Raw genomic sequence first — 26477 nt, 5'->3', positions numbered from 1 at the left:
GGGAAAGCCCGGACCGTACGCAGGGGCGGCCGTGTCGGGCGCCCCTGCGTACCGTGGTTTCACGCCCTGCGCAGCCTCAGGGTCACCAGCTCGAACGGCCGCAGCCGTACGGTGACACGGTCTCCGTCCCGCACCGGCTCCGCCCCCTCGCCCCACGGGCGCTCCAGCAGATCCGTCGCCGTGACGTCCGCGACGGCGAAGCCGAGGGTGAGCGTCGCCCTGGCCCGTCCTCCGTGGGCCTCGTGGAACCGCACCACCACGTCGCCGCTGCCGTCGTCGGCCAGCTTCACCGCCGTGATCACGACCGCTTCGTCGTCGACCGTCACCAGCGGGGCGACCTCGCGGGCCCCGGTCAGCCTCCGTTCCGGCAGGTTGATCCGCCAGCCCTCGCGGACCGCGTCCCCGATGCCCGCGCCCGGTACGAGGGCGTGGCGGAAGCGGTGGACGCCCTGGTCGGTCTCGGGGTCCGGGAAGCGGGGTGCGCGCAGGAGGGACACGCGCACCGTGGTGGTCGTGCCGCGGTCGCCGTCGGTGCGGACGGTGCGGGTCACGTCGTGGCCGTACGTCGAGTCGTTGACGATCGCGACACCCCAGCCAGGTTCCTCCAGGTGCACGAAGCGGTGGTTGCAGGCCTCGAACTTGGCCGCCTCCCAGGAGGTGTTGGTGTGGGTGGGGCGGTGGAAGTGCCCGAACTGGGTCTCGGACGCGTACCGTTCGGCGTGCAGGTCGAGCGGGAAGGCCAGCTTGAGGAACTTCTCCGTCTCGTGCCAGTCGACCTCCGTGTCCAGGACCAGCCGTCGCTCCCCCGGCGGCAGCGACAGCACCTGGGTGACCCGGGAGGCGCCGAAGGACCGTACGGTCCGCACCGACCGGCCGTCCTCGCCCGGGATCACCTCGTCGGCGTCCGTGAGGTCCGTGACGGTGTTGCGGTAGAAGGCGTCGACGTCCCAGGCGTCCCACATGTTCGGGAAGTCCGGGTGGAGTTGGAGCAGGTTCGCCGCCCGGCCGGGGGCGATCGTCTCGCGGCCGGCCTCGATGTCGTACGCCGACACGACCAGGCCGCGGGCGTCGATCACGATCCGCAGCAGGCCGTTGTCGAGGACGTGTCCGCCGTCGGGGCGGTGCGACAGGGTCGTCCCGCCCTCGGTCACCGGGGTGCCCGCGCCGCCCGCCGGGACGCACGCGCGGGTGTGCGGGGCCGCGTTGAAGGCGAGGGGGGTCGGGCCCTCGCCGGCCAGGGCCCGCTGGGCCGCGCCGATGATCGCGTCCAGTTCGGCGGCGAGGCGGTCGTACGTGGCGCGGGCCTCGCGGTGCACCCAGGCGATGGAGGAGCCGGGCAGGATGTCGTGGAACTGGTGCAGTAGGACCGTCTTCCAGATGCGGTCCAACTCCTCGTAGGGGTAGGGGAATCCGGTGCGTACGGCGGCCGTCGCGGCCCACAGTTCGGCCTCGCGCAGGAGGTGTTCGCTGCGGCGGTTGCCCTGCTTGGTCCTCGCCTGGCTGGTCAGGGTGGCGCGGTGGAGTTCGAGGTAGAGCTCGCCGACCCAGACGGGCGGGTGGGCGTAGTCGGCCTCCGCCTTCCGGAAGAACTCCCCCGGCGTCTCCCAGACGACGGTGGCCGAGCCCTCCAGGTCGCGCAGGCGGGCCGCCTTGGCGACCATCTCACGGGTCGTGCCGCCGCCCCCGTCGCCCCAGCCGGTGGGCGCGAGGGAGTGGCGGGCGGACCCCTTGTCCTTGAAGTTGCGCGCCGCGTGGGCGATTTCGCCGCCCCGCATGGAGCAGTTGTAGGTGTCGACGGGCGGGAAGTGCGTGAAGATCCGCGTGCCGTCGATGCCCTCCCACAGGAAGGTGTGGTGCGGGAACCTGTTCGTCTGCGACCAGGAGATCTTCTGGGTGAGCAGCCACTTGGAGCCCGCGGCCCTGATGATCTGCGGCAGACCGGCGGCGAAGCCGAAGGTGTCCGGCAGCCACGCCTCGTCGTTCTCGATGCCGAACTCGTCGAGGAAGAACCGCTTGCCGTGCACGAACTGACGGGCCATCGCCTCCGAGCCCGGCATGTTGGTGTCCGACTCCACCCACATGCCGCCGGCCGGCACGAACCGTCCATCCGTCACCGCCTTCTTCACCCGCGCCCACACCTCGGGCCGGTGCTCCTTCACCCACGCCCACTGCTGGGCCTGCGACATGGCGAAGACGAAGTCGGGCTCGTCCTCCAGCAGAGCGGTCATGTTGGCGGTCGTACGGGCCACCTTGCGGACCGTCTCGCGCAGCGGCCACAGCCACGCCGAGTCGATGTGCGCGTGGCCGACGGCGCTGATGCGGTGCGCGGAGGGGACGGCGGGAGCCGCGAGGACCTCGGTCAGGCACGCACGGGCCCCGGCCGCCGTGCCGTTCACGTCCTGCAGGTCGATGGCGTCGAGCGCCCGCTCCAGCGCGCGCAGGATGTCCCAGCGGCGCGCCGACTCCACCGGCAGCTCGGCCATCAGCTCGCCGAGCACCTCCAGATCGGTCACCAGCTGCCACACGGTCTCGTCGAAGACCGCGAGGTCCATGCGGGTGAGCGTGTACTGCGGTTCGCTGCCCGCGGTGTCCTTGTCGCCCAGCCGCGTGGGCCGGAAGGGGTGGTAGTCGAGGATGACGGGGTTGGAGGCGGCCTCGATGTGCAGCCGTACCTCCTCGCCTCCCTCGACGGGCGCGCCGATGCGGACCCACTGGTTGCGCGGGTTGAGGCCCTTCACCGGGGTGCCGTCGGGCCGGTGGACCAGGCCCTCGCACTGGAAGCCGGGCATGTTCTCGTCGAAGCCGAGGTCGAGGAGGGCCTCCACGGTCTTGCCGGCCCAGGCCTCGGGCACGGTCCCGGTCACCCGGAACCAGCTCGTGCCCCAGGGAGCACCCCACCGGGCGCCCACCTCGATCGGCTCGGGCTCGGCCGCGAGCCCCTCGTCGACCGGCACGGGCTCGCCGGGCGCGTGCCACACCGCGACCTGAAGGGGCACGGACTCGGGGTACACGGCGGGGCGGACGCGCTCGTCCAGGACGCGCCTGAGACGGGCTTCGACCAGGCTGCGGTCGTCATGCATGCGGGGTGCTCCGTTGCTGGGTCGAGGGCGGTCAGTGGCGGGCGGTCACCAGGTGTGCGTGACGGTCACGGGGGCCGACGCGCTGTAGAGCTCCCCCACGGCCCTTACTTCGAACCGTGCCGTCTGCTCGCCCTGCTCGGGCTGGAGTCCGGGGACGAAGTACGCCCGCTGGCAGGTGCCGCCGAGGAAGCGCCGGGTGCCGTCGGGCAGGAGGCGGTGCAGCTCGTAATGGCGTGTGGCTGACGCCATTGCTTCGTTGACGTCAGCGGGGGCGGCGCTCCAGGCGAAGCGCAGGTCACCGCCGGAGGCACCCGTGATCCGCGGATCGGAGGGGGCGGCCGGGGCCGGGGCGGTGTCACGGACGGCGAGCCCGCCCAGCCGCCAGCGCACGGGGCCCTCGGACGCGGTGAGCCGGACGCCGATCGCGTGGACGGTGCCGGACAGCCCTGTGAGCCGTACGGTCGAGGTCTGCCAGCCGTTGTCCGAGTTCACAGGCAGATAGGTGTACGGGGGTGTCGCACCGGCGCCGCCCGGCTCGGCGGTGGCGATGGCGAGCTCGACGTTCACACCCCCGGCGTCGGTGCGATGCGTCAGCTCGACAACCGTGTCGACGGTGATCGGCAGCCGTGTCGCGTACAGGTCCAGCACCGCTGGTTGATCCAGTTCACCGTCCACCAGCACACTGCTGCCGCCGCGCCACGCGTCCGCGAAGTCGAAGGTGACGGTTGGCCGCTCCCCCGCCGTCCGCACCACCCACCGGCGGGACGGCAGCCGGTCCTGGAGACCGAGATGGTTCCACGGCGCGTCCGAGGTGACCGCCCCGTCCTCGTACCAGCGCAGCCCGTGCCCCGTGTTGAAGACGCTCGCGAACGGCACCGCCGACACCGTCGACCGGTCCGCGACCGACACGGCGGGCGCCCGCCAGCCGTCCGTCCCGTCCGGCCGTGCCGGATCCAGCGACCGCCCGGTCCAGAACCGGTCGTCGGCGGCGTGGAAGTCGCCCGGGGTACGCCCCGCCGGCAGATGGTTGCGCGTCCACTCGGGCCGGTAGAAGCCGATGGAGGTGACGTGCGCCTTGCCGGCCGGCACGATCGCGTCCCAGTTCACCGAGGTGTTCGAGCCGCCCGACTCGACGTCGACGCCGGCCCACAACTCGTAGCGGTCGCGACCCAGTTGCACGGCCTTCTGCCCCGAGGAGGCGAGCGTGCCCGTGCTCCACCGGAAGTCGACGAACATGTCGTCGGCGGCCTGGAAGAACGCCTGGTTCTGGCTGTCGAGCGCCCCCTGCCAGCTCACGGTCCCGTTCACGGTCATGGCGTCGTACCAGGTGACCCGCTGTCCCCTCGCCGCTGCGAGGGACTTCAGCTCCCGTACGAAGCCGAGCATGTCTGTGCCCAGAGCGGTGTTCCCGCCGCTCGTCTCGGCGTTCACGAACCACCCGTCGAAGCCGTACGCCGCCGCCACGGCGACGAGCTGCGCGGCCAGCGGGTAGTGCCCGGCGGAGTCCTTCTGGACGAGGTCGCGGGTCCACCGGAGCTGTCCGCCGTAGGCGACGGGCGGCAGGAAGATGTTGCCGAGGACGGGGACGCCGTGCCGGTGGGCCGCGTCCACGATCGGCGCGTTCGGGGCGAGGATCAGCCCCTCGCCCGCCGAGCCGCCCCAGAAGACCAGCTCGTCCAGGTACGCCCAGTGGGTGAGGGCGTAGTGGTCGGCGGTGGCGGAGCCCTGGGAGGGGTTGCCCGACGTGGGCCCGAAGGAGACCAGCGCCTGGATGCGGGCCTGGCCGGAGCGGGCGGTCGTGTTGGCCGGGGCCGGCGTGAAGCGGCCGGCCAGCGGCACGGACGCCGCGTTGAAGGCGAGGTCGGGGTCGTCGGCGGCCCGCCAGCTCTTCAGACTGCGCCAGGTGATGCCGGTGCCCGGGGTCCCGGACGGGAACGAGTCGGGGTACCAGTAGGAGGCGTACGGCGCGGTCGCGGCGGTGGCCTTGGGGACCGCCGTGGCCTTGGGGACCGCGGCGGCCGTGGCTGCGGGCAGGGACGGTGTCAGGGCGGTCGCGGTGGCGGCGATCAGGACAGTGCGTCTGGTGGGGTTCACGAGCAAGCGCCTCCTTGTGGGGTGGGGAGTACCTGGTCGGGAGTGACGACTTCGGTGATGCCGCGCGCGGCGAGGTGTTCCTCGTCGTCGGCGCGCGTGTCGAGCACGGTGGTGGGGCGCGCGCCGTCGGCGGTCAGCCGGAAGAAGGCGTCGAAGACCGGTCCGCCGGGAGCGCACCGCGAGCGCAGGGCCGGGTCGGCGGGTACGACGAGCGCCGTGGTGCGGACCGTCGGCGCGTCCCGGGGTCCGCGGGCCGCGGCCGCCAGCACGCGCGCGAGGTCCTTGGGGCGCCGGTCGTTGGTCAACAGGCCCAGCCCGTATTCGAGTTCGGGGAAGTCGGCGAGCGAGCGGGAGACATCGTGGGAGCACCACCAGGTGATGCCCCACAGATCGGGACAGTCCAGGGCGTGGGCCACCGTGGCCTCCGTGAACGCGGCGGCGTGCTCGGCCGGGACGAGGGGTGCGGGCGCGCCGACCTCCTGGAGCCAGACCGGGCGGTGCGGACGGCCGGCCCAGGCCTTGCTCAGCTCGATCAGGTAGGCGGCGTGGTGCTCGGTGGGGACGGAGATCCGGCCGTACCGCTGTGCGGTGCCGTTGAACACCCAGGAGTGCACGGCGGTGGCGGCGCCGCGCCGTGCGGCCTGGGCCGGGGTGAACGGCATGTCGTCCTGGTACCAGGTCGCGTCGTACTCGGCGTGCAGGTGCAGCCTGCCCGGCGCACCCTCCTCGCACGCGGCCAGCATCCGCTCCAGCCACGCGTCCACCTGCGCGGCGCTCGCCCGGTCGGGGTCCGGATGCGGCCTTGCCGAGAACTGGTTGACCTCGTTGCCGAGGGTCATGCCGAGGAAGTTGGGCCGGTCGGCGAGCGCTGCGGCGAGCGTGCGCAGGTAGGCCGCCTGCCCGTGGAGGACGTCCGGGTCGGTGAAGAGGTTGCGCCGGTGCCAGGTGCGGGTCCAGGCGGGCAGGAAGTCGAAGCTGCTCAAGTGCCCTTGCAGACCGTCCACGTTGACGTCGAGCCCGCGCTCGCCGGCGGCGTCGACGAGCGCGCGGAGCTGTTCGACGGCGCGGGGGCGGATCAGTGTGCGGTTGGGCTGGAAGTACGGCCACAGCGGGAAGACCCGGATGTGGTCCAGGCCCAGCGCGGCGACGGAGTCGAGGTCGGCTCGTACGGAGTCCAGGTCGAAGTCCAGCCAGTGGTGGAACCACCCCTCGCTCGGGGTGTAGTTGACGCCGAAGCGCACGGCAGGAGGCATGCGGTGTCCTTGCGGGCGGTGAGCGGGGTTCAGCCCTTGACGGCGCCCTCGCCGACCCCGCGGAAGAAGTACCGCTGAAGACAGGCGAAGAGGGCGATGAGCGGTGCGACGGCGATGACCGTGCCGGCGGCGACGAGCCGTTCGTCGTTGGCGAACGTGCCGTGCAGATAGTTGAGGCCGATGGTGAGGGTGAACCTGGACGGGTCGCTGAGCACGATGAGCGGCCACAGGAAGTCGTCCCAGGCGCCCATGAAGGCGAAGATCGCGACGACGGCGAGGGTCCCCTTCACCGAGGGCAGGGCGATCCGCAGGAACCGCTGCCAGGCGCTCGCGCCGTCGACGAAGGCCGCCTCCTCGATCTCGTACGGCAGGCCGCGGAAGGCGTTGCGCATGAGCAGGACGTTCATGGCGCCGACGGAGCCGGGCAGGACGACGCCGACGAGGGTGTTGTTGAGGCCGAGTTCGCGCATGGTGGTGAACTGGGCGATGACGATGCCCTCGACGGGCACGAGCATCGCCAGGACGAACACGAGCGTGGCGACCCCGCGGCCCCGGTACCGCAGCCGGGCCAGGGCGTACCCGGCGAGGGCCGAACCGACGCAGTTCGTCACGACGTTGGCGCCGGCGACCTTCAGGGAGTTGAGGGCGTAGTCCCAGACGGGGATGGTGTCGGCGACCCGCTCGTAGTTGTGCAGGGTCGGGCGGCCGGGCAGGAACGTCGGCGGGGAGCTGAAGATGTCCTCCGTGGGGCCCTTGAGCGAGGTGGACAGCTGCCACAGGAACGGTCCGACGGTGAGCGCGAGCACGGCGAGCAGCAGGGTGTAGCGCAGGACCAGTTCCCACGCCCGGATGCGGCGTCCGTGCTCGTCGGTGAGCCTCGTCTCCCGGGCGGCGGACGGCAACGCACGGGCGGGGCCGCGGGGCCGCGCCTTCTCCAGGACGCTCATGTCTCCTCCCTCCGGTCGGCGCGCAGGACCAGCAGCATCAGCGCGACGGTCACGGCGAAGACGACGACCGACAGGGCGGAGGCGTAGCCGACACGGCCGGTCAGGCCGGTGCCGGTGCGCTGGACGAGCATGACGAGGGTGGTGTCCTCGCCCGCCGGGCCGCCGCTCGGGCCCGCCATCAGGTACACCTCGGAGAACACCTTGAACGCGGCGACCGAGGAGAGCGCGGCGACCAGGACCATCGTCGAGCGCACGGCGGGCACGGTGACGGTGAGGAAACGGCGCACCGGGCCCGCGCCGTCCACCGCGGCGGCCTCGTGCAGTTCGCGGGGCACGTTCGCCAGCGCGGCCAGGTAGATGACCATGTAGTAGCCGAGGCCTTTCCAGACCGTGACGGCCATGGCGCTCAGCAGGAGCAGCCACTGGTCGCTGAGGAACCCGACCCGCCCGATCCCCACGGTCTCCAGCAGGGAGTTGACCAGGCCGCGTTCGTCGAGGAGCCACACCCAGACGAGCCCGACCACGACGATGGACGCGACGACCGGGGTGTAGAAGGCGGACCGGAAGAAGGTGATGCCGGGGATGTTCTTCTCGACCAGGAGGGCGAGCAGCAGCGGCAGGACGACCAGCGCCGGGACGACACCGAGGACGTACAGCGAGCTGTTGCGCAGTCCGGTCCAGAACATGTCGTCGTGGATCAGCTCGCGGTAGTTGGCGAGGCCCACGAAGCGGCCCGGGATCAGGGTGCGGCGGTCGGTGAGGGAGTTGAAGAGGGTGGAGGCGAAGGGATAGAGCACGAAGGCGCCCGTGACCAGGAGTCCCGGCGCCGCGAACAGCCAGGGGCTGGTGGGCAGCTGACGCCGCACCCGGGACCGTACCGGGAGATTCGCCATCCCCGGCTCAGCCCTGCTGCTGAAGCAGCCGGTCACAGGCCTTGACAGCGTTGTCAAGTGCCGTCTTGGGGCTCTCCTTGCCCTGCAGCGCCTTGGCGACCTCGTTGCGCAGCGCCGTCTTCATCTGCTCGCTGAACAGCACCGGTGTGTAGTTGACGGCGTTCTTCAGCGACTTGGCGGCGGCGATCCGCACCCGGGTCTCGTCCGCACCGTCCTCCTTGGTGAAGTACGGGTCGTCCAGGGAGCCGGCGGTGCTCGGGAAGATGGCGACCTTCTTGGCGAAGGACATCTGGTTCTGCGCGTCGGTCACGTAGTGCGCGAAGGCGACCGCGGCCGGGGTGTGCCTGGTGCGGGAGTTGACCATCACGCCCATCACGTACATGTTGACGTGCCCGGTGCTGGTGATCTGGTCGGTGATCCCGATGTTCCTGTACAGACCGGGCGCCTGCTTCTTGAAGTTGCCGAGATCGAGGGCGCTGCCGGGGTTCATGGCGACGGCCTCGGTGAGGAACTTCTTGCCGGAGGATTCGGGAGTGGCGGTCAGCGCCTGCGGATCGAGAGCTTTGGCGTCGTACAGTTCCCTGTATTTACTGAGAAGTTGAACCCCTTTGAGATCATTGAAGGCGAAGCCGGTCCCCTCCTCGTTCATCAACGGGACGCCGTACCGCCCGAAGTCCTCGATGGTCGGCACGTTGGCGAGGGTGGCGACCTTGCCGTCGGTCTGCCTGGCCATCCGCAGCGCGTCGGCGAAGAGTTCGTCGTACGTCCTCGGCGGCTGGTCCGGGTCGAGTCCGGCCTTCTTGAAGAGGGACTTGTTGTAGAAGAGCGGGCCGGTGTTGAGGTACCAGGGGAAGGCGTACGTCCCGCTCATCCCCGGTATCCGGTGGCTGGCCCAAGCCCCGTCCAGATACTCGGACTTGTATGTACCGGCAGCCTTGTCGAGGTCGAGGGCGAGTCCCGCCTCGGCGAGCGGGGCGACGAGGTCCGGGGAGACGTTGACGACGTCGGGCAGCGTGCCGCCTGCCGCGTCGGCGCTGATCTTGTCGGCGTAGCCCTCGGCGGGCTGGTCGATCCACTTCACGTGGGTGTCCGGGTACTTCTTCTCGAAGCCTGCGATCACGCCCTCGAAGTACGACTTGAAGTTGGCGCGCAGGTTCCAGGTCTGGAAGGTGATGTCACCTTCGACCTTGCCGGAGGCGTCGGCCGAACCGCCGCCGTCCCCGCCCGAACCGCAGGCGCTCAGCGGCAGGACGAGGGCGGCTACGGCGGCAGCGGCGAAGGCTCTGCGGGATGTGGGCACGGTGACACGACTCCCTTGGCGGCGTCGGCGGCTGGGACGCCAGCGACCATGCCCGGGGCCTTCCGGAAAAGTCAATGCACTGGCTGCCGCTAAAGAAATTCGGTCGACATTAGTGCAGGTCAAAGAGGTGTGGCCGAAAACTTGCCAGGGATCACTAATGCGCTTTAGGGTTCTCGGACTCAAGCGCATTAGCTGCAATCCGCGCAGAAATGGAAGCAACGTGCCAGCCAAGCGTTCCCCGGCGCGCCGGCCGACGATGAAGGACATCGCGCGGCGCGCCGGTGTCTCCGAGAGCGCGGTGTCCTTCGCGCTCAACGGCCGCCCCGGGGTGTCCGAGACGACCCGGGCCCGAGTCCGCCGGCTCGCCGAGGAGCTGGGCTGGCGGCCCAGTACGGCGGCCCGCGCCCTGTCCGGGGAGGGCGCGGCCACGGTCGGCTTCGTCCTCGCCCGCCCGGCTCACACCCTGGGCGTGGACTCCTTCTTCCTCCAACTCGTCTCGGGCATCCAGGAGATACTCGCGGAGCGTCACCTCGGCCTGCTGTTCCAGGTGGTGGAGGACGTGGCCGACGAGTGCGCGGTGTACCGGCGCTGGTGGGCCGAGCACCGGGTGGACGGCGTCCTGGTCGTGGATCCGCGCGCGGACGACCCGCGCCCCGACGTGCTCGACGAACTCGGCCTGCCCGCCGTGGTGATCGGCGGCGCGCCGGACGAACGTCATCCCAGGCTGTCGACGGTCTGGGCGGACGACGCGGGCGCGATGGCCTCCGTCGTCGACGAGTTGGCCGCCCTGGGCCACCGCCGGATCGTCCACATCGCCGGGCTGCCCGGCCTCGCGCACACCCAGCGTCGCATCCGGACCCTGCGCGCGGAGGCCGACCGGCGCGGCCTGACCGAGGTGCGGTCGGTGACGACCGACTACTCGGACGCGCAGGGCGCGGCGGTGACCCGCCGGGTCCTGCGGGGCTCCCCCGCCCCGACCGCCCTCGTCTACGACAACGACGTGATGGCCGTCGCCGGGGTCGCCGCCGCCGCGGAACTCGGCTTCTCGGTACCGGCGGACGTGTCGGTGGTGTCCTGGGAGGACTCGGCGCTGTGCCGCTTGGTCAAGCCGTGGCTGTCGGCGCTGTCCCGGGACAGCGTGGAGTTCGGCCGCACGGCGGCGCGGGAACTGACCGCACTGCTGGACGGAGGCACGGCACGGGTGGTGCGGGTGCCGATGCCGCGGTTGACCCGGCGGGGGAGCACGGGCGTGGCGCGGCGGGACTGAGCCCGTCCCCGTGGGGCGGGGACGGGCCGCGCGGTCGGGATCGGGGCGGGCGGCCTCTCGACGCGGGGCGCGTGACCGTGCACAGTTCTCCCTACGTACCGACCAGTACGTGCCCGCGCACCACCCCGTCGCCTCCCGAGGAGCACCCGTGACCAGCTGGGTCGGCCGGACCGCCGCCGAGATCGCCGCCGCCGTACGCGAGAAGCGGGCCACGCCCCGCGAGGTGGTGGCGGAGCACCTTGCGCGGATCGAGCGCCTCGACGGCCGGATCGGCGCGTTCCGCAAGGTCCTGGCCGCATCCGCGCTCGCGGCGGCCGACGAGGTGGCGGGCCGTACCGATCTGGCCGAACTGCCCCTGGCGGGGGTGCCGGTGGCCGTCAAGGACAACCTCGCGGTACGCGGCGAGTCCACCCTGGTCGGCTCGGCCGCCACGGCGGACACACCGGCCGAGGACGACCATGTCACGGTGGCCCGGCTGCGGGCGGCGGGCGCGGTGGTCGTGGGGCTGACCAACGTGCCCGAGCTGTGCGTCTTCGGCACCACGGAGGGCGTCCACGGCACCTCCCGCAACCCGTGGGACACCTCGCGCACGGCGGGCGGTTCCTCGGGCGGCAGCGCGGCCGCGGTGGCCGCCCAGATGGTGCCGGTCGCCCTCGGCAACGACGGCATGGGTTCGCTGCGCATCCCCGCGGCCAACTGCGGTCTCGTCACCCTGAAGCCGGGCCACGGGGTGGTACCGGCCGGGATCGGCAACGGCGACTGGTTCGGCATGTCCGAAAACGGGCCGCTGGCGACCACGGTCGAGGATCTGCGCCTGATGCTCTCGGTCCTCGCGGACGAGGAGCTCGTCCGCAAGGAGGGATCCGCCGCCCGGCGGATCGCGGTCTCCCTGCGCAGCCCGCTCGCCGGTGTCGCCGTCACGAAGCCGTATACGACCGCGGTCCGTGAGGCGGCCGCCGTGCTGGCCGGCGCCGGCCACCGGACGCGGCGTGCGGAGCCCCCGTACCCCCTCTCCCTGGGCGTCACCGCGCTCCAGCACTGGACGGCGGGCACCGCGGTGGACGCCGAGGGCCTCGACCCGGCGCGACTGGCCCGGCGGACCCGGATCCACGCGGCCGTCGGCCGCCGCTTCGTGCGGACCGTCCGCTCCGGGGAGGGGCGCGAACGCCTCCGCCGCCGGCTGACCCCCTTCTTCGCCGAGCACGACGTCCTGCTGATGCCCGCGCTGGCCCGCCGCTCCCCGAAGGCCGTGCCGTGGCACGAGCGGGGCTGGCTGCCCAACGTCCTGGCCAACACCAACTACTCGCCGATGACGCCGCCGTGGAACCTCACGGGCTGGCCCGCGATGTCCGTCCCGCTCGGCACGCTGCCCTCGGGCGCCCCCTGCGCCGTACAACTGGTGGGCCTCCCGGGATCGGAGGCGGATCTGCTGGAGCTGGCCGGGCAGCTGGAGAAGCTGCACCCGTGGCAGCGCACGGCGCCGCTCGACTAGCGCCTGTCCGGCGGATCGTGCCGGCGCCGCCCGCCCCCGTCAGCCCAGTGCCCTGTACATGATGTGCAGCCCCACCCGGCCGTGCCGGGGATGCTCGAACGCCTCCGGCACCGTGCCCAGGATCGTGAAGCCGAGGGAGGTCCACAGCTGCACGGCGGGGTTGGTCTCGACGACGGCGTTGAAGACCATCGCGCGGTAGCCCTGCGCCTCGGCCTCGGCCAGGATGTGCTCGGCGAGGGCGCGACCGGTGCCGCGGCCGGCCCGGTCGGGGTCGACCATGAAGCCGGCGTTGGCGACACCGGCGGCGGGACCGCCGTAGTTGGGGACGAGGTAGGCGGAGCCGATGACGGCTCCGGAGGCGTCCTCGGCCACATAGACCCGCTTGGCCGGGCTCATCCACAGCTCGCGGGCCGCTTCCTCCGAGGTGTCCGGGTCCCAGGCATACGTCTCGGCGGCGGCGACGATCCGGTGCCAGAAAGGCCAGATCCGCGGCCAGTCCTCGGCCACGGCTTCTCTGATCAGCATGGGCGTGAGTCTCGCACGCCCATGCGTCAGGCGAACGCGATGGGGCCGACCGGCGGGTCAGTCCACGCTCGGCAGGATGTGGGGTTCGGCGAGGTCCTCCTCGTAGCCCGCGAGGCGGATCGGGGCGGACCGGGCCCACACGTCCAGGCTGCCGAGTTCTCCGGGCCTGCGGCCCGCGCGCTCCGTACGTTCCTTGGGGCGCTGATCGCGATTCGTCTTCTCCGGTGTCACCGCGCACTCCTTATGTGTCGGGTCACCCTCGGGGCGTGCCGCACAGTCTGCGATCCGGCGCTCGGCGCCCGCTCGGGTCTGGGTAAAAGGCCAGTTCGGACGCGGTGGCGCCGGTACCTCGGATGAGAGCAGGCCGTGGTGTACCGGCTTGTCCCGGGACGGACCGTGGGTGTGGGTGGGACCCGTACTGCTGTCCGCCGGTTACAGGGTAACCAAATGAGCGGGGGTGCGCTCGATAGGGAGTGCAAACAAGCTGTAACTATCTCGAGTCACTCAGTGCTCCACCAGGACTATTCTGGAACAATTTGTTACATAATGCGGGGTTTGGAGTCACCCGCTTGGTCTACGTCGACGTCCACGTTGCGCAGTTCAAGTGCCGTTGGCCGACTCGCAAGCTCGCCATGATCTGCTGACATACGGCAACGGCTGTCTCGCGGGAGGACTGACGCATGGAGCTGCGCAGCGTCGAGGAGCTGATGGATCTGTTGTATGCGCGTCCGCATCAGCACGCGCTGCGGACCGCCGCCCTGCTGCGCCGCGCCCGCCCCGCCGACAAGGAGCTCCAGGTGGCGGGGTTGGTGCAGGGCATCGGCCGGCTGCTGGACCCCGGCGGCGAGAGCGGGCAGGCGGACCGCGCGGCCGACGCGGTACGGCCCCTGCTCGGCGAGCGGGTCTCCCACCTCGTACGCCATCACCACGGCCCCCTTTTCGACCCCGCGGCCGACGACGACGTGCTGCGTCTGCGCCAGGCGGGCGAGGAGAGCCGGACCGCCGGATTCGACGCCGGGGTCCTGGAGGACTGGCGCACCGTGCTGGAACTGCTGTCGGCACGGAACTCGCCCCTGGGGGCTGTCGACTGACGGTCCGTCATGAGACCGTACGGCGATGACGTCGTCGTACGGGATCGAGGGCAGGGCGGCCGTCGTCACCGGTGGCACGCGCGGGATCGGGCGCGCCGTCGCCGGAGCGCTCGCCGCGGCCGGGGCGCTGGTGTGCGTGACCGCGCGGGACGCGGGCGAGGTGCGGCGCACGGCCGCGGAGCTGGGCGGCATCGGGCTGGCCGGGAACGTGGCCGCCCCTGGGCACCCCGAGGAGCTGACGGATCTCGTGCTGCGCGAGTTCGGGCGGCTGGACGTCCTCGTCAACAACGCCGCGACCAATCGGCCGTACGGGCCGCTGATGGAGGCCGGCCCGGACGCCTGGCGGGAGGCCTTCGCGGTCAACGTCGAGGCACCGCTGCGGCTGGTGCAGTGCGCGTGGCGGGGGTGGATGCGGGAGCACGGCGGGGCCGTCGTCAACGTGTGCACGGAGGGTGCCGGGCATGTGGGGCCCCACGTCGGCGCCTACGGCACCACCAAGGCAGCCCTCCTGCATCTCACCCAGCAGCTCGCGGGCGAGCTCGCGCCCCGGGTACGGGTCAACTCCGTCTCCCCCGGACTCGTCCGCACCGAAATGGCGCGGTTCGTCTGGGAGCCGGGCGAGGCGGAGGTGGCCGCCGGGCTGCCGCTGGGGCGGATCGGGGAGCCGGAGGACGTGGCACGGGCCGTGGTGTGGCTGGTCTCGGACGCGGCCGAGTGGATCACCGGCGCCGATCTGCTGGTGGACGGCGGGACACGGGTACGGGCCGCGTCCGGCACCACCGCGTACGCCGTGCACGAACGACTGCGTAGGGTGCCCGAGGTCTAGGCGGCGACGCGGTGGCCCCCGAAGGGCCGGCAGTCCCATGGGGACTGTGTGAAGGAGTTCAACCTCGAAGAACGCGTCACCTGCGCACCGGGCACCCCGGCACGACTCCTGGAGAGTAGGTCACCGGCGGCCCGTCGGGCCACCGGTTTTCCCTCGCCGTGCTCACCACTTGCCGGGCGCGTAGTCCTTAAGGAACACGCCGTACAGGTCCTCGCCCTGCTCGCCGCGCACGATCGGGTCGTAGACGCGGGCGGCGCCGTCGACCAGGTCGAGGGGTGCGTGGAAACCCTCTTCGGCCAGGCGCAGCTTGTCGTAATGGGGGCGCTCGTCGGTGATCCAGCCGGTGTCGACGGAGGTCATCAGGATGCCGTCGGTCTGGAACATCTCCTGGCCGCTGGTCCGGGTGACCATGTTCATGGCCGCCTTCGCGGCGTTGGTGTTCGGGTGCCCGGCGCCCTTGTAGCCGCGGCCGAAGACGCCTTCCATCGCCGAGACGTTGACGACGTAGGCGCGGCCGCTGGCGGCCTTCTTCGCGGCGTCCGCCATCGCCGGGCGCAGGGCGCTGATCAGGATGAACGGCGACGTGTAGTTGCACAGCTGGGTCTCAAGCAGCTCGACCGGCGAGATCTGGTCGATGGTCTGCACCCAGGTGTTGGTGTCGACGACGTCGGGCACGAGGCCGCCCGCGTCGATGGCGGTGCCGTCGAGGTGCCGGGCGACGCTGGCGTTGCCCGCCACCAGGGCGAGGTCGGCGACCTTCTGCGCGTCGAGGCCGCTGGTGCCGACGGGCAGCGTGGCCGGCCCGCCGAGTTCACCGACGGCGCCGGAGTTGAAGGCGCCGATGACGTGGTGGGCGGGGAGCTCTCCGGCGGGCAGCGGGGCGCTCTCGCCCTCGACCAGGGCGGCGTAGGCGGAGGGCAGGCGGCGCACGGTCTGCGTCGCGTTGTTGATCAGGATGTCGAGCGGGCCCGCCGCGGCGACCTGGTCGGCGAGGGCCACGGACTGCGCCGGATCACGCAGGTCGATCCCGACGACCTCCAGCCGGTGCATCCAGTCCGCCGAGTCGTCCATGGCCTTGAAGCGGCGGATGGCGTCCTTGGGAAAGCGCGTGGTGATGGTCGTGTGCGCGCCGTCGCGCAGCAGCCGCAGCGCGATGTACATGCCGATCTTGGCGCGGCCGCCGGTGAGGAGGGCGCGCTTGCCGGTGAGGTCGGCGCGGGCGTCGCGCTTGGCGCGGTTCGTCCGGGCGCAGTCCGGACAGAGCTGGTGGTAGAAGTAGTCGACCTCGACGAACCGGGTCTTGCAGGTGTAGCAGGAGCGGGGACGCTGGAGTATCCCCGCGATCCGCCCCGCCTCCGTGACCGACGACGGCAGGATGCCCTCGGTCTCGTCGTCGATGCGCTGGGCGGAGCCGGTCGCCGTGGCCTCGGTGACCGCCTTGTCATGGGCGGTCTTGGCGGCCCGGCGCTCCTGGCGGCGGCGCTGCTTGACCGTGCGGTAGACGCCGGCCGTGGCCCGGCGCACCGCGATGGCGTCGGGGTGGTCGACCTCCAGCTTGTCGAGTTCCTCGAGCACGCCGAGGCAGACGGCCAGGCGCTCGGGGTCGATGCCGGGGCCGTAGACCATCTCCTCGGTGGCCGTCGGGCCGTCCTCTGTCACCGTCATCGCACTGCCGTTCCCTGATCTCCCGCGCAGCGCTCCGACTCGCGCCCGCTGTCGAACGGGGAAGTCTACGGAGCGCCGGGCCGCACCGCCAAACCGGTCATGATCAGGGATCGCAGGCCGCGATCAACGTCTCGACCTCGTCCGTCACCGCCCTGGCGAGCGCGTCGAGGTCCGGCACCGCCCGCGCGTCGGCGACGAGCCCGTAGTGCACCCGGCCGCGGTACGTCGAGATCGCCACCGCCAGGGACTGGCCCGGGGCCAGCGGGGCGAAGGGGTAGACCTCCGTGAGGGGGTGTCCGCCGAGCCGCAGCCCGAGGCCGGGCAGGGGCACGCTGGTGACCAGGATGTCGAACCAGAGCCGGGCCGCCTGGCCGACCAGCGGGCCGCCGAGGCGGTGGCCGAGCGCGGGCACGTGGTCGGCGAGCAGGGCGACCGCACCGGCGCCCCGGTCGGGGCCGGCGTCCTTGTTGCGGAGCATCGCCGTGCGGACCGTGTCGAGGCGGCTGACCGGGTCGGGGTCGTCGACGGGAAGCCGTATCAGATAACCGGAGAGCCGGTTTCCCTGTGGCTGCGCGGTGCGCGGGCGGCGCCTGGAGACGGGGATCAGGGCGCGCGGGGCCACGCCCTCGCTGCCGTCGCCGCGCTCGTCGAGCCAGCGGCGCAGGGCTCCTGCGACAACGGCGATGAGCACGTCGTTGACGGTGCCGCCGACGGCCTTGCGGACCCGGTGCACGTCGTCGATGTCCAGGACCACTCCGGCGGTGCGCCGGGTGCCGCTGGGCTCGGCGGTCAGCGCGGAGGAGGTGCGGATGCCGAGCGTGGACAGAGCGACGGAGGCGCCGATGTCGAGGGCCCGGCCCACGTCGGACACGGCGCCCCGCAGCAGGCCGGGCAGCTTGCGGACATCGGGCAGCAGGCCGCGCGGCGGCTCGATGGGACGGGGGCCGCGCTCCGGCAGGTCCACCGGGTCCAGGATTCCGGCGGCCAGCTTGAGCGCGCGCAGGCCGTCGGCGAGGGCATGGTGGAACTTGAAGAGCACGGCGAAGGAGACGCCGTCCTCGCCGGGCAGGACATGCGCCTCCCAGGGCGGCCGGCCGCGCTCCAGCGGGCGCTCCATGAGCCGTCCGGCGGCGGCGTGGAAGTCGCCGGTCGGGGCGTGCAGCCGTACGTGGTTCAGCGGGTCGAAGCCGGGGTCGGGCTCGCGGGTGGCGCCGCCGAAGGCGAGCGGGCGGAGCAGGTCCGGCGGCTGCCAGACGTCCCGGATGCGCATCCGCAGTCCGGGCACGGCGGCGGCGCGGGCGGCGAGCAGGTCGGCCGCGTGGGCGCCGGCGGTGGGCGAGTGCGCGGAGAAGACACCGAGGGCGCCCAGGTGCATCGGGTGCCGGTCGGACTCGATGTTCCAGAACGCAAGGTCGAGGGGAGCGAGCAGGTCAGCAGTCAAGGGCTTGCCTCGCGTCGACGGTGGGTGGACAAGCAGTCAACCTCCGGCAGCCGATTACGGTCAAGTACGATCAGGCTACGCTCAGTTAACAGCAGATTAAGTCCCCGCCTTCCGTGGGGGGCGGGGTTCATGAGACACCTGAGGTCACTTCAGAACGGGCGGCGCCGCCTGTGGTGACGTACCCCACGCGGACGGGCGCGGGCCGACCGCGAAGGTGAGCGAGCGCAGGGAGCGCAGCGCACGGGTCGTCAGGAAGGTCCGGCCGTAGGGCACTCCGTCCGTCCGGGCCGACTGGATGTAGCGGTCGGCGGCCGAGGTGCCGGGCGCGGTCACGGTGAGCCGCCCGCCCGGCCAGTAGCGGCGGTCCAGGCTGAGGTCGACCCGGTCGAAGACGGGCGTGGACAGGCCCCAGGTGCCGTATCCGGGCTGGACCGGGAAGAGCCCGATCGACGACAGTACGTTCCAGGCGGACATCGTTCCCAGGTCGTCGTTCCCGGTCACTCCGGTCGGGGCGTCCGTGAAGAGGGTCAGCGCCGCGTGCACCACGTCGGTGGTCTTCCAGGGCTGTCCGGTCGACAGATAGGTGTACGGGGCGATGAGGTCGGGCTCGTTCTGCGGGTTGTACGTGGCCGCGTTGTAGTAGGCGTACGGGTCGCCGTGCACCCACACCTCGCGCGCGGTGCGTGCCGGGTCGGCCAGCAGCCGGTCGTAGGCGAAGAACGCGTCGAGCCGGTCGTTGGCCGCCCGCTCGCCGCCGATCAGGCCGATCATGCCGGGGAGGTCCTGCGGCACCAGCCACTGGTACTGCCAGGCCGTTCCCTCGTGGAAGCCGACGCTCCGCGCCGGGTCGGCCGGTCCCGCGAAGGCCCCCGAGGCGTCCCTGGCGCGGAAGAAGCCGGTCGAGGGGTCGAAGACGTTGCGGTAGTTGCGGGAGCGGGCCGCGAACCGGTCGGCGTCCGCGAAGTGACCCAGGCCGCGTGCCATCTGCGCCAGCATCGCGTCGGACAGGGCGTACTCCAGGGTGACCGAGGCGCCCTGGTGGTAGTCCGAGTCGCCGAGCTTGGCCTGCGGGCGGCCCTTGACGTAGGGCGCGAAGCCGTTCGCGATGTACTCCGCGTTCGCCTCCCGGCCCGCCATCGGCAGGCCGGCCGGCGGCACGCCGTCGGCGTTCTGCCGCAGCACGCGGTACGCCCGCTCCTCGTGCCCCTTCAGCAGGCCCTGCTGGTAGGCGGTGGTCAGGAACGGGGTGACCGGGTCGCCGGTCATGATGTTCGTCTCGACCGTGCCGTAGCCCCACTTGGGCAGCCAGCCCCCCTCCTCGCCGACCCTCAGCACCGACAGCGCCATGTCGCGGGCCTCACGGGGCGCGAGCAGGGCGAGGAGCTGGCACTGGGTGCGGTAGGTGTCCCACAGGGACCAGTTCTGGTAGTAGGTGAAACCCCGGGCGCGGTGGACGCGCAGGTCCCAGCCCCGGTAGCGGCCGTCCGCGTCGCTGCCGGCGTTCGGCGCCAGGAAGGACCGGTACAGGGACGAGTAGAAGGTGCGCCGCAGGGTCTCGTCGCCGCCCTGGACGCGGACGGTGCCGAGGCGTCGCTCCCAGGCCCGCCGGGCGGCGTTGCGGACGGTGTCGAAGGAACGTCCCTCCTCCGTGCGGAGGTTGACGGCCGCGCCCTGCGCGTCGACATAGGACAGCGCGGTGGTCGCCGTGACGGTGCGGTCCCGGGTCGTGTCGAAGCGGACGTAGGCACCGTCCCCTCCGCGGCGCGAGCCGGGCGTGACGGCGGCGCCGTCCCAGGTGCCGTACGCGGTGAAGGGCCGGTCGAAACGGGTGACCGTATAGACGGTGTACGGCAGGGTGTCCCGGCAGAAGCCGTGGCCCGTGATGGCGGTGCGCACGGTCCGGTCGTCGAGGATCTCCACCTCGCTGGTGACCTTCTTGTGCAGCGACTGGCCCGCGTTGAGCAGGACGTTGGCCTTGTCGGTGGCGGGGAAGGTGTAGCGCTGGACGCCGGTGCGCGCGGTCGCCGTGAGTTCGGCACCGATCCCGGAGTCCAGGCCCACCCGGTAGTAGCCGGGGCCGGCCGTCTCGTCCTCGTGGCGGAACCGGGCCGCGTACTTCGCGTCGTCCGTCCGCGTCACGTCCCCGGTGGTCGGCAGGACGGGCAGGTCGCCGCCGATACGGCAGCCGACGCCGGAGAGATGGACCAGGGAGAAGCCGCGGATGCGCTCCTGGGAGTAGTCGTAGCCGGTGCTGTGCCCAGTGTCCGGCGAGAGCTGCACCATGCCGAAGGGCACGGCCGCGCCGGGGAACGTGTTGCCCTCGTTCTGGGTCCCGATGAACGGGTTGACCAGGTCGGTGAGGTGACCGTCGGTCGGCTCGGCGGCTCGTGCAGCGGGGGCGGTGAGCAGCGCGGACACTGTCATCACCCCGGCCAGGCACAGCCGCGGGCGCCGGGTCCGTCTCATGGCGGGTGACCTCCGATGGTTCGACATCGCTGTCTGCATCGTGAGGGCCGGAGACTCAAAAACCGGGCATCCCGGGCTAATTGAATGAACGCGTCGCACCCTGGTCGGTAATGGCCAAACAGACGTACGAGACCTACGAGACGCGCTGCCCCTTCCCCAGGGCGATCACCCCGCCCTTGGAGACGGTGTACAACTCGCCGTCCCGGTCGGGATTGACGCCGATGGTCGCGCCGGGCGGCACCTCGACGTTCTTGTCGAGGACGGCACCGCGCACGACCGCACCCCGGCCGATGTGGACGTTGTCGTGCAGGACCGACCCCTGGACCACGGCCCCCGGGTCGACCACCACCCCGGGCGACAGCACGGACCGGGTGACCTGACCGCGGATCAGGCAGCCGGCGCTGATGATGGACTCGCTCGCCATACCGCCGGCGCTGAAGCGGGCGGGCGAGAGCTGGTTGGAGTGGGTGTAGACGGGCCAGCTGCGGTTGAAGAGGTTGAAGACGGGGCGCTCGGCGATCAGGTCCATGTGGGAGTCGTAGTAGGCGTCGAGGGTGCCGACGTCCCGCCAGTAGCCCTGGTCGCGGGTGGTCTCGCCGGGGACGTGGTTGTCGCCGAAGTCGTACAGCCGGGCCTCGCCCCGGCCGGTGAGCTGGGGCAGGATCGAACCGCCCATGTCGTGCACGGACTGCTCGTCCTCGGCGTCCCGTTGCAGCGCCTCGACCAGGGCCTTGGTGGTGAAGATGTAGTTGCCCATCGAGGCGAACACGCAGTCCGGGGCGTCCGCCAGACCCGGAGCGTCGGCGGGCTTCTCCAGGAAGCGCTCGACGCTCTGCCCGTCGGAGCCGGGGGTGATCACGCCGAAGGAGGAGGACTCCGCCCGCGGCACGCGGATGCCCGCGACCGTCACACCCGCGCCGCCCTCGATGTGCTCCTTGAGCATCTGCCGCGGGTCCATGCGGTAGACGTGGTCGGCACCGAACACCGCTACGTAGTCCGGCTGTTCGTCGTGGATCAGGTTGAGCGACTGCAGGATCGCGTCCGCGCTGCCCAGGTACCAGCGCGGGCCGAGCCGCTGCTGTGCCGGGACCGGGGTGATGTAGTTGCCGAGCAGGCTGGACATCCGCCAGGTGGTGGTGATGTGCCGGTCCAGCGAGTGCGACTTGTACTGGGTCAGCACGCAGATGCGCAGGATGTCGGCGTTGACGAGGTTGGAGAGCACGAAGTCGACGAGACGGTAGGTGCCGCCGAACGTGACCGCGGGTTTGGCCCGGTCCGCGGTCAGGGGCATCAGCCGCTTGCCCTCGCCGCCCGCCAGCACGATCCCGAGAACTGAAGGTCCTCCACGACGCATGGCCGTCCCCCTCACCCTGGTTGCCCCATGCCTGCCCCCGCGGCCCGTGGACTAAGCCTGCTTGAGAATCTCCTCGTACAGCCGGACCGTGCGCCGGGCCACCGCGTCCCAGCCGAACTCGCCCACCGCGCGCGCCCGTCCGGCCTCCCCCATCCGGCGGGCCGTGTCCGGGTCGCCGAGGACCGCGTCCAGCGCCCGTGCGAGGCCCGTCTCGAAGCCGTCGTCCACCGGAACCAGGAGGCCCGTCACGCCGTCCTCGACGACCTCGGGAATCCCGCCGACCCGGGAGGCCACCACGGCCGTACCGCAGGCCATCGCCTCCAGGTTGACGATGCCGAGGGGCTCGTACACCGACGGACAGACGAACACGGCGGCGTGCGTGAGGAGCTGGATGACGTCCGCGCGCGGCAGCATCTGCGGGATCCAGTGCACACCCTCGCGGGCCCGGCTCAGCTCCTGGAAAAGGTCGCGGAACTCCACGTCTATCTCGGGTGTGTCGGGCGCGCCGGCGCACAGCACGACCTGCGCGGCCGGGTCGATGTCCCGTACCGCGCGCAGCAGATGGGGCACACCCTTCTGGCGGGTGATACGGCCGACGAACAGGACGTAGGGGCGGTCCGGGTCCAGGCCGACGCGGGCCAGGACGTCGGTGCCGTGGTCCGGCCGGTACAGGGTGGTGTCTATGCCGTTGTGCACGACGTGGACCCTCGCCGGGTCCAGCGCCGGGTAGCAGCCGAGGACGTCCTCGCGCATGGCCCCCGACACGGCGATCACCGCGTCGGCCGCCTCGATCGCGGTGCGCTCGGCCCAGCCGGACAGGGCGTAGCCGCCGCCGAGTTGCTCGGCCTTCCAGGGGCGCAGCGGCTCCAGCGAATGGGCGGTCACCACGTGCGGGACGCCGTACAGAAGCTTGGCGAAGTGGCCGGCGAGGTTGGCGTACCAGGTGTGGGAGTGGACGAGTTCACGGCCTTCGAGGGCCCCGGCCATGGCGAGGTCCACGGAGAAGGTGCGCAGCGCGTCGTTGGCGGTGTCGAGGGCGGACCAGGGGCGGTGGCGTACCACGCCCACCCCGCGGCCCTCGCCCCAGCAGTGCACCTCCAGGTCGACCAGCGACCTCAACTCACGTGCCAGGAACTCGACATGGACGCCCGCGCCGCCGTACACGTCCGGGGGGTACTCCCGGCTCAGCAGTCCCACTCGCACCCGCAACCCCCTGGTCTCAGCGGCCGGTCCCCTCATGGTCACCCAGATGCGGCGCGCGGGGAAGAGCGCGGCGGCCGTGTGAAGCAACAGTCACCGCAGACCCCGCCGCCGGGCACGCGGTAGTAGAGGCAGCAGCTGCGGCGCCGGAAGGAGGTGCCGGTGAGGGTGCCGGTGGCGCTCAGGAGGGGGTGGGCGAAGAGCTCGACGGTGAGTGTGCGGGCCCGGTCCGCCACGTCCGTACGGCCGCTGCCGCGCGCCCACCGGTCCAGCTCGCGGGCGGCCCCGGCCAGCGCCGAGCCCGCGTTGCCCCACAGCAGGCCCGCCGCGATGCCGTAGCGGGCCCTCAGGGCCTCCCCTAGGGGTTCGAGGTGGCCGTGCAGCACGGCGGCCGCGAGCGCGGCTGTGTTCCCGGGGTTCCCGGGCAGCGGGCGCGGCCCGGTCAGCCACAGGTCGTCGGGGGCGAGGGCGGCCGGGTCCCAGCGCAGCAGGCGGGGGTCCAGGTCGGGAAGGCGGCCGTACAGGGCGGCGCAGCCGAGTCCCGCCGACCACAGGCGGGCCGCCAGCGCCTGGTGGGCGATCGACGCCGCCACCCGCGGCTCCCGGGTGCGAAGACGGTTCGCGACCGTCTCGACACGGAAGGCCAGCGCATTCTCATGAGCGTCCGCACCCGTGCCTTCGTAGGTCTCCGCAAGTGTCGGCAGCCGTCCGGGCGTTCCCCCCGACGCTCCTCCTGCCGTGCGCAGGACGAAGAAGGCGCCGACGGGGCGGAGCGCGGCGAGATCGGGGTCGAGGTCCACGAACAGCAGTAGTACCAGGGGCGGGAGGAGACCGTCCCCGAGAGTCTCCACCCTGTGTCGCCCACCTTGGGGATGAGCGGGGTCCGGGCGTACTCCATCGGCAGTAGGACCCATTGCCTGCTCAGGCATGACGACGGGAAGACCCGCGGCGGGCAGAGTGTTGACTATGGAAGCCGACCGTTCACCGAACCGGGCCCAGGGCCCCGGCCTCACGCAGAGGACCAGGTCATGAGCGCCCTCGCGTTGTCCGTGCTGCTGTCGTTCGTGTCCGCCGTCGCCTACGCGGGCGGAGCGATCGTGCAGGAGCAGGTCGCGCTGTCCTCCCACGACGCGCGGTACGCGCCGGTGCGCCGGCCGAGCTGGTGGGCGGCGCTGGCGCTGAACGGGCTCGGCGGACTGCTGCACGTGGTGGCGCTGGCCTACGGCCCCCTCAGCCTGGTGCAGCCGCTGGGCGCCCTGACCATCGTGTTCGCGCTGCCGATGGCGGCCCTGTTCGTCGGCCGCAGGACCGGGACGACCGCCTGGCGGGGCGCGATCATGGCGACGGTCGGTCTGGCGGGCCTGCTGTCCCTTGTCGGCACCTCCGACGCGCAGTCCCTCGCCACGGCGCAGCGCGTGGCCGTGGCCCTGGTCACCGGCGGCGCGGTCGTGGCGCTGATGATCGCGGGCCGGGCTGCGCACCGGCACCCGGCGGTGCGCAGCGTGCTGCTCGCCACCGCGTCCGGTACGGCCTTCGGCATGTCGTCCGTGTTCACCAAGACCGTGGCCGTCGACTGGACCGACGGGGTCTCCCTCGCCGACCTGCCGTCCCTGGCCGTGATCGGCGTGTTCGCGGTCGCCGGCGTGCTGCTGTCGCAGACCTCCTACCGCGGCGGCGGCCTCACCGCGCCGCTCGCCACGCTGACCGTGGTGAACCCGGTGCTGGCGGCCGCGGTCGGCATCACGATGTTCGGCGAGACCTTCCGCTACGGCACCACGGGCACCGCGCTCGCGCTGAGCTGCGGTGTGGTGGCGGCGGGCGGTCTGATCCTGCTGACGACGGAGCGGCTGGAGCACGCCCCGCGTACGGCGGAGCCGCTGCCCGAGGCCGGTTCGGCCCCGCTTGCGCAGGCCGCCCCGGTCGCTGCCCCTGCCACCGCCCCCGCCCTCACCGAACCGGCGCCCGCCGGGACACCGCTCGTCGCCCTGCCCCGGCAACGGGTCGCGACGGCACTGGAGCAGATGGAGGACGCGGCCCTGGACGAGGCGGCCCTGGAGGAGATCCTGGACGACACCGTCCTGAACGACGTCCTCGTACCGGCTCCGGACAGGGCACGCGAGGACGGCGGCGAGGAGCCGTCGGACCCCTACTTCGTGGCGCCCGCCTTCGGCCCCTTCCACACGGGCGTCTACGTACCGCTGCCCGTCGTGGACCGCCACCGCATCGGGGTCAGATCATGACGCCGCCGGCCCGGAGATAGGCGACCGGGTCGATGTCCGAACCGAAGCCGGGTCCGGTCCGCACCTCGAAGTGCAGATGCGGACCCGTGGTGTTTCCGGTGGAGCCCGAGCGGCCGATGCGCCGGCCGGCGGAGACCGTCTGCCCGGCCTTCACGGAGATGGCCGACAGATGGGCGTACTGGGTGTAGCGGCCGTCCGCGTGCCGGATGACCACCTGGTAGCCGAAGGAGCCGCCCCAGCCGGCCGTGACCACGTGTCCGGCGGCGACCGCGTGCACGGCGGTGCCGGTGGGCACGGGGAAGTCGACGCCGGTGTGGTAGCCCTTCGACCAGTGCCCGCCCGCCTGGTGGTAGGGCGTGCCCATGGCGGCGACGACAGGGGCGATCAGGGAGTGGCCGTGCGTGGACGCCGTGTGGGTGCCTGCGGAAGGGGCCTTCTTCGTCCCCGAGGAGGACGTCGGGGCGGACTTCCCGGAGGACTTCGCGGAGGACTTCTTCGTCGGGGACTCGGCCGTGGTGTGGGTGCCGGCGGCCGGGGTGGCCCTGCCGCGCAGGTCCAGCCGCTGCCCCGGCAGGATCAGGTCGGGATCGGACCCGATCGTCGTGCGGTTGGCGGCGTAGAGCCCGTGCCAGCCGCCCTGGACCTGCTGGTCCTCGGCGATGCCGGAGAGCGTGTCGCCGTGCACGACCGTGTACATCTCCGCCCTGCCCGCGCGGGACTGGGGTGTGGCCTGCGGCTGCACGTCGCGCACAGAGGTCTTCGGGCTCGTCGGGCTCTTCGCGGGCCGGGTCGAGGCGCTCTCGGTGTGGACGCCGGCGGCGGAGCCGTCGCGGGTCAGTCCGGCCCGCACCGAGCACACCGGCCAGGCGCCGGGTCCCTGCCCGTCCAGCACCTTCTCGGCGACCGCTATCTGCTGCTCCCTGGTGGCGAGGTCCGCGCGCGGGGCGTACTTCGTGCCGCCGTAGGCCTCCCAGGTCGACTGGGTGAACTGCAGTCCGCCGTAGTAGCCGTTACCGGTGTTGATGCTCCAGTCGCCGCTGGACTCGCATGCGGCGACCTTGTTCCAGGTGGCCGCGTCGGCCGCGCCGGCGGTCCCGGCGGCCACGAGCGGGATCGCCATGCCGGCGCCGCCCGCCGTGACGGTGAGTGAGGCGCGGTTGATCCTGTTCGGCTGGTACCGGCGATGCCGGCCGCGTACGGCCATGGAGAGCCCCCTCGACATGCGTCAGGAGGGGCAAAAGTAAGCGCTGCGAACAGGCCATGACAAGACGGCAATCAGCCGCCGGTCACCACAAGTGGCCAGGAATCGGCCCTCGTTGGCCGGATCGGCCGAACCCGCACTG

At 72.0% G+C, this 26477-nt stretch carries 20 protein-coding genes; 5 read left to right on the top strand and 15 right to left on the bottom strand.

The window, feature by feature from the left end; translation table 11 throughout:
- Window positions 1–59: 59 nt before the first annotated feature.
- The 6 genes from ACIPSA_RS18680 to ACIPSA_RS18655 are packed head-to-tail and all read right to left on the bottom strand — an operon-like array spanning window position 60 to window position 9567.
- A complete protein-coding gene (locus ACIPSA_RS18680) occupies window positions 60–3080 on the bottom strand; it encodes an alpha-mannosidase (RefSeq protein ID WP_402635820.1) in 3021 nt (1006 codons plus the stop codon).
- A gap of 45 nt (window positions 3081–3125) precedes the next feature.
- Window positions 3126–5174, bottom strand: a complete 2049-nt coding sequence (locus ACIPSA_RS18675) for an endo-beta-N-acetylglucosaminidase (protein ID WP_402635817.1) — start codon at window positions 5172–5174, stop codon at window positions 3126–3128.
- Window positions 5171–6427 carry a glycosyl hydrolase gene (locus ACIPSA_RS18670; RefSeq protein WP_402635814.1) on the bottom strand — a complete coding sequence of 419 codons (1257 nt, stop codon included), beginning with the start codon at window positions 6425–6427 and terminating at the stop codon, window positions 5171–5173. The genes ACIPSA_RS18675 and ACIPSA_RS18670 overlap by 4 nt, the downstream gene beginning before the upstream one ends.
- 29 nt (window positions 6428–6456) lie before the next feature.
- Window positions 6457–7374 (bottom strand): carbohydrate ABC transporter permease, encoded by a 918-nt coding sequence (locus ACIPSA_RS18665; protein WP_402635811.1) that lies wholly within the window; start codon window positions 7372–7374, stop codon window positions 6457–6459.
- Complete coding sequence (locus ACIPSA_RS18660) at window positions 7371–8267, bottom strand: carbohydrate ABC transporter permease (RefSeq protein WP_402635808.1); 897 nt, start codon at window positions 8265–8267, stop codon at window positions 7371–7373. Before ACIPSA_RS18660 ends, ACIPSA_RS18665 begins: the two co-directional genes overlap by 4 nt.
- Window positions 8268–8274: 7 nt before the next feature.
- Complete coding sequence (locus ACIPSA_RS18655; RefSeq protein ID WP_402635805.1) at window positions 8275–9567, bottom strand: ABC transporter substrate-binding protein; 1293 nt, start codon at window positions 9565–9567, stop codon at window positions 8275–8277.
- Window positions 9568–9787: 220 nt separating this feature from the next.
- On the opposite strand from ACIPSA_RS18655, the gene ACIPSA_RS18650 reads away from it, so the two are divergent.
- Both ACIPSA_RS18650 and ACIPSA_RS18645 read left to right on the top strand, forming a co-directional pair.
- Complete coding sequence (locus ACIPSA_RS18650) at window positions 9788–10834, top strand: LacI family DNA-binding transcriptional regulator (RefSeq protein WP_402635802.1); 1047 nt, start codon at window positions 9788–9790, stop codon at window positions 10832–10834.
- 148 nt (window positions 10835–10982) lie between these two features.
- Window positions 10983–12326, top strand: coding sequence for an amidase (locus ACIPSA_RS18645; protein ID WP_402635799.1), 1344 nt, complete (start codon window positions 10983–10985; stop codon window positions 12324–12326).
- Window positions 12327–12365: 39 nt separating this feature from the next.
- Here ACIPSA_RS18645 and ACIPSA_RS18640 read toward each other — a convergent pair whose 3' ends face one another.
- Window positions 12366–12851, bottom strand: a complete 486-nt coding sequence (locus ACIPSA_RS18640) for a GNAT family N-acetyltransferase (protein ID WP_402635796.1) — start codon at window positions 12849–12851, stop codon at window positions 12366–12368.
- 57 nt (window positions 12852–12908) lie between these two features.
- Window positions 12909–13082 (bottom strand): hypothetical protein, encoded by a 174-nt coding sequence (locus tag ACIPSA_RS18635; protein ID WP_356037185.1) that lies wholly within the window; start codon window positions 13080–13082, stop codon window positions 12909–12911.
- Window positions 13083–13531: 449 nt separating this feature from the next.
- On the opposite strand from ACIPSA_RS18635, the gene ACIPSA_RS18630 reads away from it, so the two are divergent.
- Window positions 13532–13942 (top strand): hypothetical protein, encoded by a 411-nt coding sequence (locus ACIPSA_RS18630; RefSeq protein WP_402635793.1) that lies wholly within the window; start codon window positions 13532–13534, stop codon window positions 13940–13942.
- A 25-nt stretch (window positions 13943–13967) separates the two neighbouring features.
- Window positions 13968–14768 carry an SDR family oxidoreductase gene (locus tag ACIPSA_RS18625; RefSeq protein ID WP_402635790.1) on the top strand — a complete coding sequence of 267 codons (801 nt, stop codon included), beginning with the start codon at window positions 13968–13970 and terminating at the stop codon, window positions 14766–14768.
- Window positions 14769–14930: 162 nt separating this feature from the next.
- Here the strand turns inward: ACIPSA_RS18625 and ACIPSA_RS18620 are convergent, their stop codons facing one another.
- From ACIPSA_RS18620 to ACIPSA_RS18595, 6 genes are all read right to left on the bottom strand, one after another.
- Complete coding sequence (locus tag ACIPSA_RS18620; protein ID WP_402635787.1) at window positions 14931–16433, bottom strand: SDR family NAD(P)-dependent oxidoreductase; 1503 nt, start codon at window positions 16431–16433, stop codon at window positions 14931–14933.
- Between the two features lie 103 nt (window positions 16434–16536).
- Window positions 16537–17874: a wax ester/triacylglycerol synthase family O-acyltransferase gene (locus ACIPSA_RS18615; protein WP_402635783.1), complete on the bottom strand. Its 1338-nt coding sequence runs from the start codon at window positions 17872–17874 to the stop codon at window positions 16537–16539.
- A gap of 144 nt (window positions 17875–18018) precedes the next feature.
- Window positions 18019–20340 carry a GH92 family glycosyl hydrolase gene (locus ACIPSA_RS18610; RefSeq protein WP_402635780.1) on the bottom strand — a complete coding sequence of 774 codons (2322 nt, stop codon included), beginning with the start codon at window positions 20338–20340 and terminating at the stop codon, window positions 18019–18021.
- A gap of 133 nt (window positions 20341–20473) precedes the next feature.
- A complete protein-coding gene (gene glgC / locus ACIPSA_RS18605) occupies window positions 20474–21694 on the bottom strand; it encodes a glucose-1-phosphate adenylyltransferase (RefSeq protein ID WP_402635777.1) in 1221 nt (406 codons plus the stop codon).
- Window positions 21695–21745: 51 nt separating this feature from the next.
- Complete coding sequence (gene glgA / locus ACIPSA_RS18600) at window positions 21746–22897, bottom strand: glycogen synthase (RefSeq protein WP_402635774.1); 1152 nt, start codon at window positions 22895–22897, stop codon at window positions 21746–21748.
- 38 nt (window positions 22898–22935) lie between these two features.
- Window positions 22936–23712, bottom strand: coding sequence for a (2Fe-2S)-binding protein (locus ACIPSA_RS18595; RefSeq protein WP_402636672.1), 777 nt, complete (start codon window positions 23710–23712; stop codon window positions 22936–22938).
- 210 nt (window positions 23713–23922) lie between these two features.
- Between ACIPSA_RS18595 and ACIPSA_RS18590 the strand changes: the two genes are divergently transcribed.
- On the top strand, window positions 23923–25134 hold the full coding sequence (locus ACIPSA_RS18590) for a DMT family transporter (protein ID WP_402635771.1): 1212 nt from the start codon (window positions 23923–23925) through the stop codon (window positions 25132–25134).
- Here ACIPSA_RS18590 and ACIPSA_RS18585 read toward each other — a convergent pair.
- Window positions 25124–26338: a transglycosylase family protein gene (locus ACIPSA_RS18585; RefSeq protein ID WP_402635768.1), complete on the bottom strand. Its 1215-nt coding sequence runs from the start codon at window positions 26336–26338 to the stop codon at window positions 25124–25126. The genes ACIPSA_RS18590 and ACIPSA_RS18585 overlap by 11 nt on opposite strands.
- Window positions 26339–26477 lie beyond the last annotated feature (139 nt).

It is taken from the genome of Streptomyces sp. NPDC086549, from assembly GCF_044746205.1.
Classification (GTDB): domain Bacteria; phylum Actinomycetota; class Actinomycetes; order Streptomycetales; family Streptomycetaceae; genus Streptomyces.
This window is presented reverse-complemented; position numbering and strand designations above follow the sequence as displayed.

What these genes read in the sequence shown, in the direction of transcription:
- ACIPSA_RS18610 (WP_402635780.1), bottom strand. Translation starts at nt 20,340, where the DNA reads ATGAGACGGACCCGGCGCCCGCGGCTGTGCCTGGCCGGGGTGATGACA.
- ACIPSA_RS18590 (WP_402635771.1), top strand. Translation starts at nt 23,923, where the DNA reads ATGAGCGCCCTCGCGTTGTCCGTGCTGCTGTCGTTCGTGTCCGCCGTC.
- ACIPSA_RS18660 (WP_402635808.1), bottom strand. Translation starts at nt 8,267, where the DNA reads ATGGCGAATCTCCCGGTACGGTCCCGGGTGCGGCGTCAGCTGCCCACC.
- ACIPSA_RS18665 (WP_402635811.1), bottom strand. Translation starts at nt 7,374, where the DNA reads ATGAGCGTCCTGGAGAAGGCGCGGCCCCGCGGCCCCGCCCGTGCGTTG.
- ACIPSA_RS18630 (WP_402635793.1), top strand. Translation starts at nt 13,532, where the DNA reads ATGGAGCTGCGCAGCGTCGAGGAGCTGATGGATCTGTTGTATGCGCGT.
- ACIPSA_RS18670 (WP_402635814.1), bottom strand. Translation starts at nt 6,427, where the DNA reads ATGCCTCCTGCCGTGCGCTTCGGCGTCAACTACACCCCGAGCGAGGGG.
- glgC (WP_402635777.1), bottom strand. Translation starts at nt 21,694, where the DNA reads ATGCGTCGTGGAGGACCTTCAGTTCTCGGGATCGTGCTGGCGGGCGGC.
- ACIPSA_RS18625 (WP_402635790.1), top strand. Translation starts at nt 13,968, where the DNA reads ATGACGTCGTCGTACGGGATCGAGGGCAGGGCGGCCGTCGTCACCGGT.
- ACIPSA_RS18620 (WP_402635787.1), bottom strand. Translation starts at nt 16,433, where the DNA reads ATGACGGTGACAGAGGACGGCCCGACGGCCACCGAGGAGATGGTCTAC.
- ACIPSA_RS18680 (WP_402635820.1), bottom strand. Translation starts at nt 3,080, where the DNA reads ATGCATGACGACCGCAGCCTGGTCGAAGCCCGTCTCAGGCGCGTCCTG.
- ACIPSA_RS18640 (WP_402635796.1), bottom strand. Translation starts at nt 12,851, where the DNA reads ATGCTGATCAGAGAAGCCGTGGCCGAGGACTGGCCGCGGATCTGGCCT.
- ACIPSA_RS18585 (WP_402635768.1), bottom strand. Translation starts at nt 26,338, where the DNA reads ATGGCCGTACGCGGCCGGCATCGCCGGTACCAGCCGAACAGGATCAAC.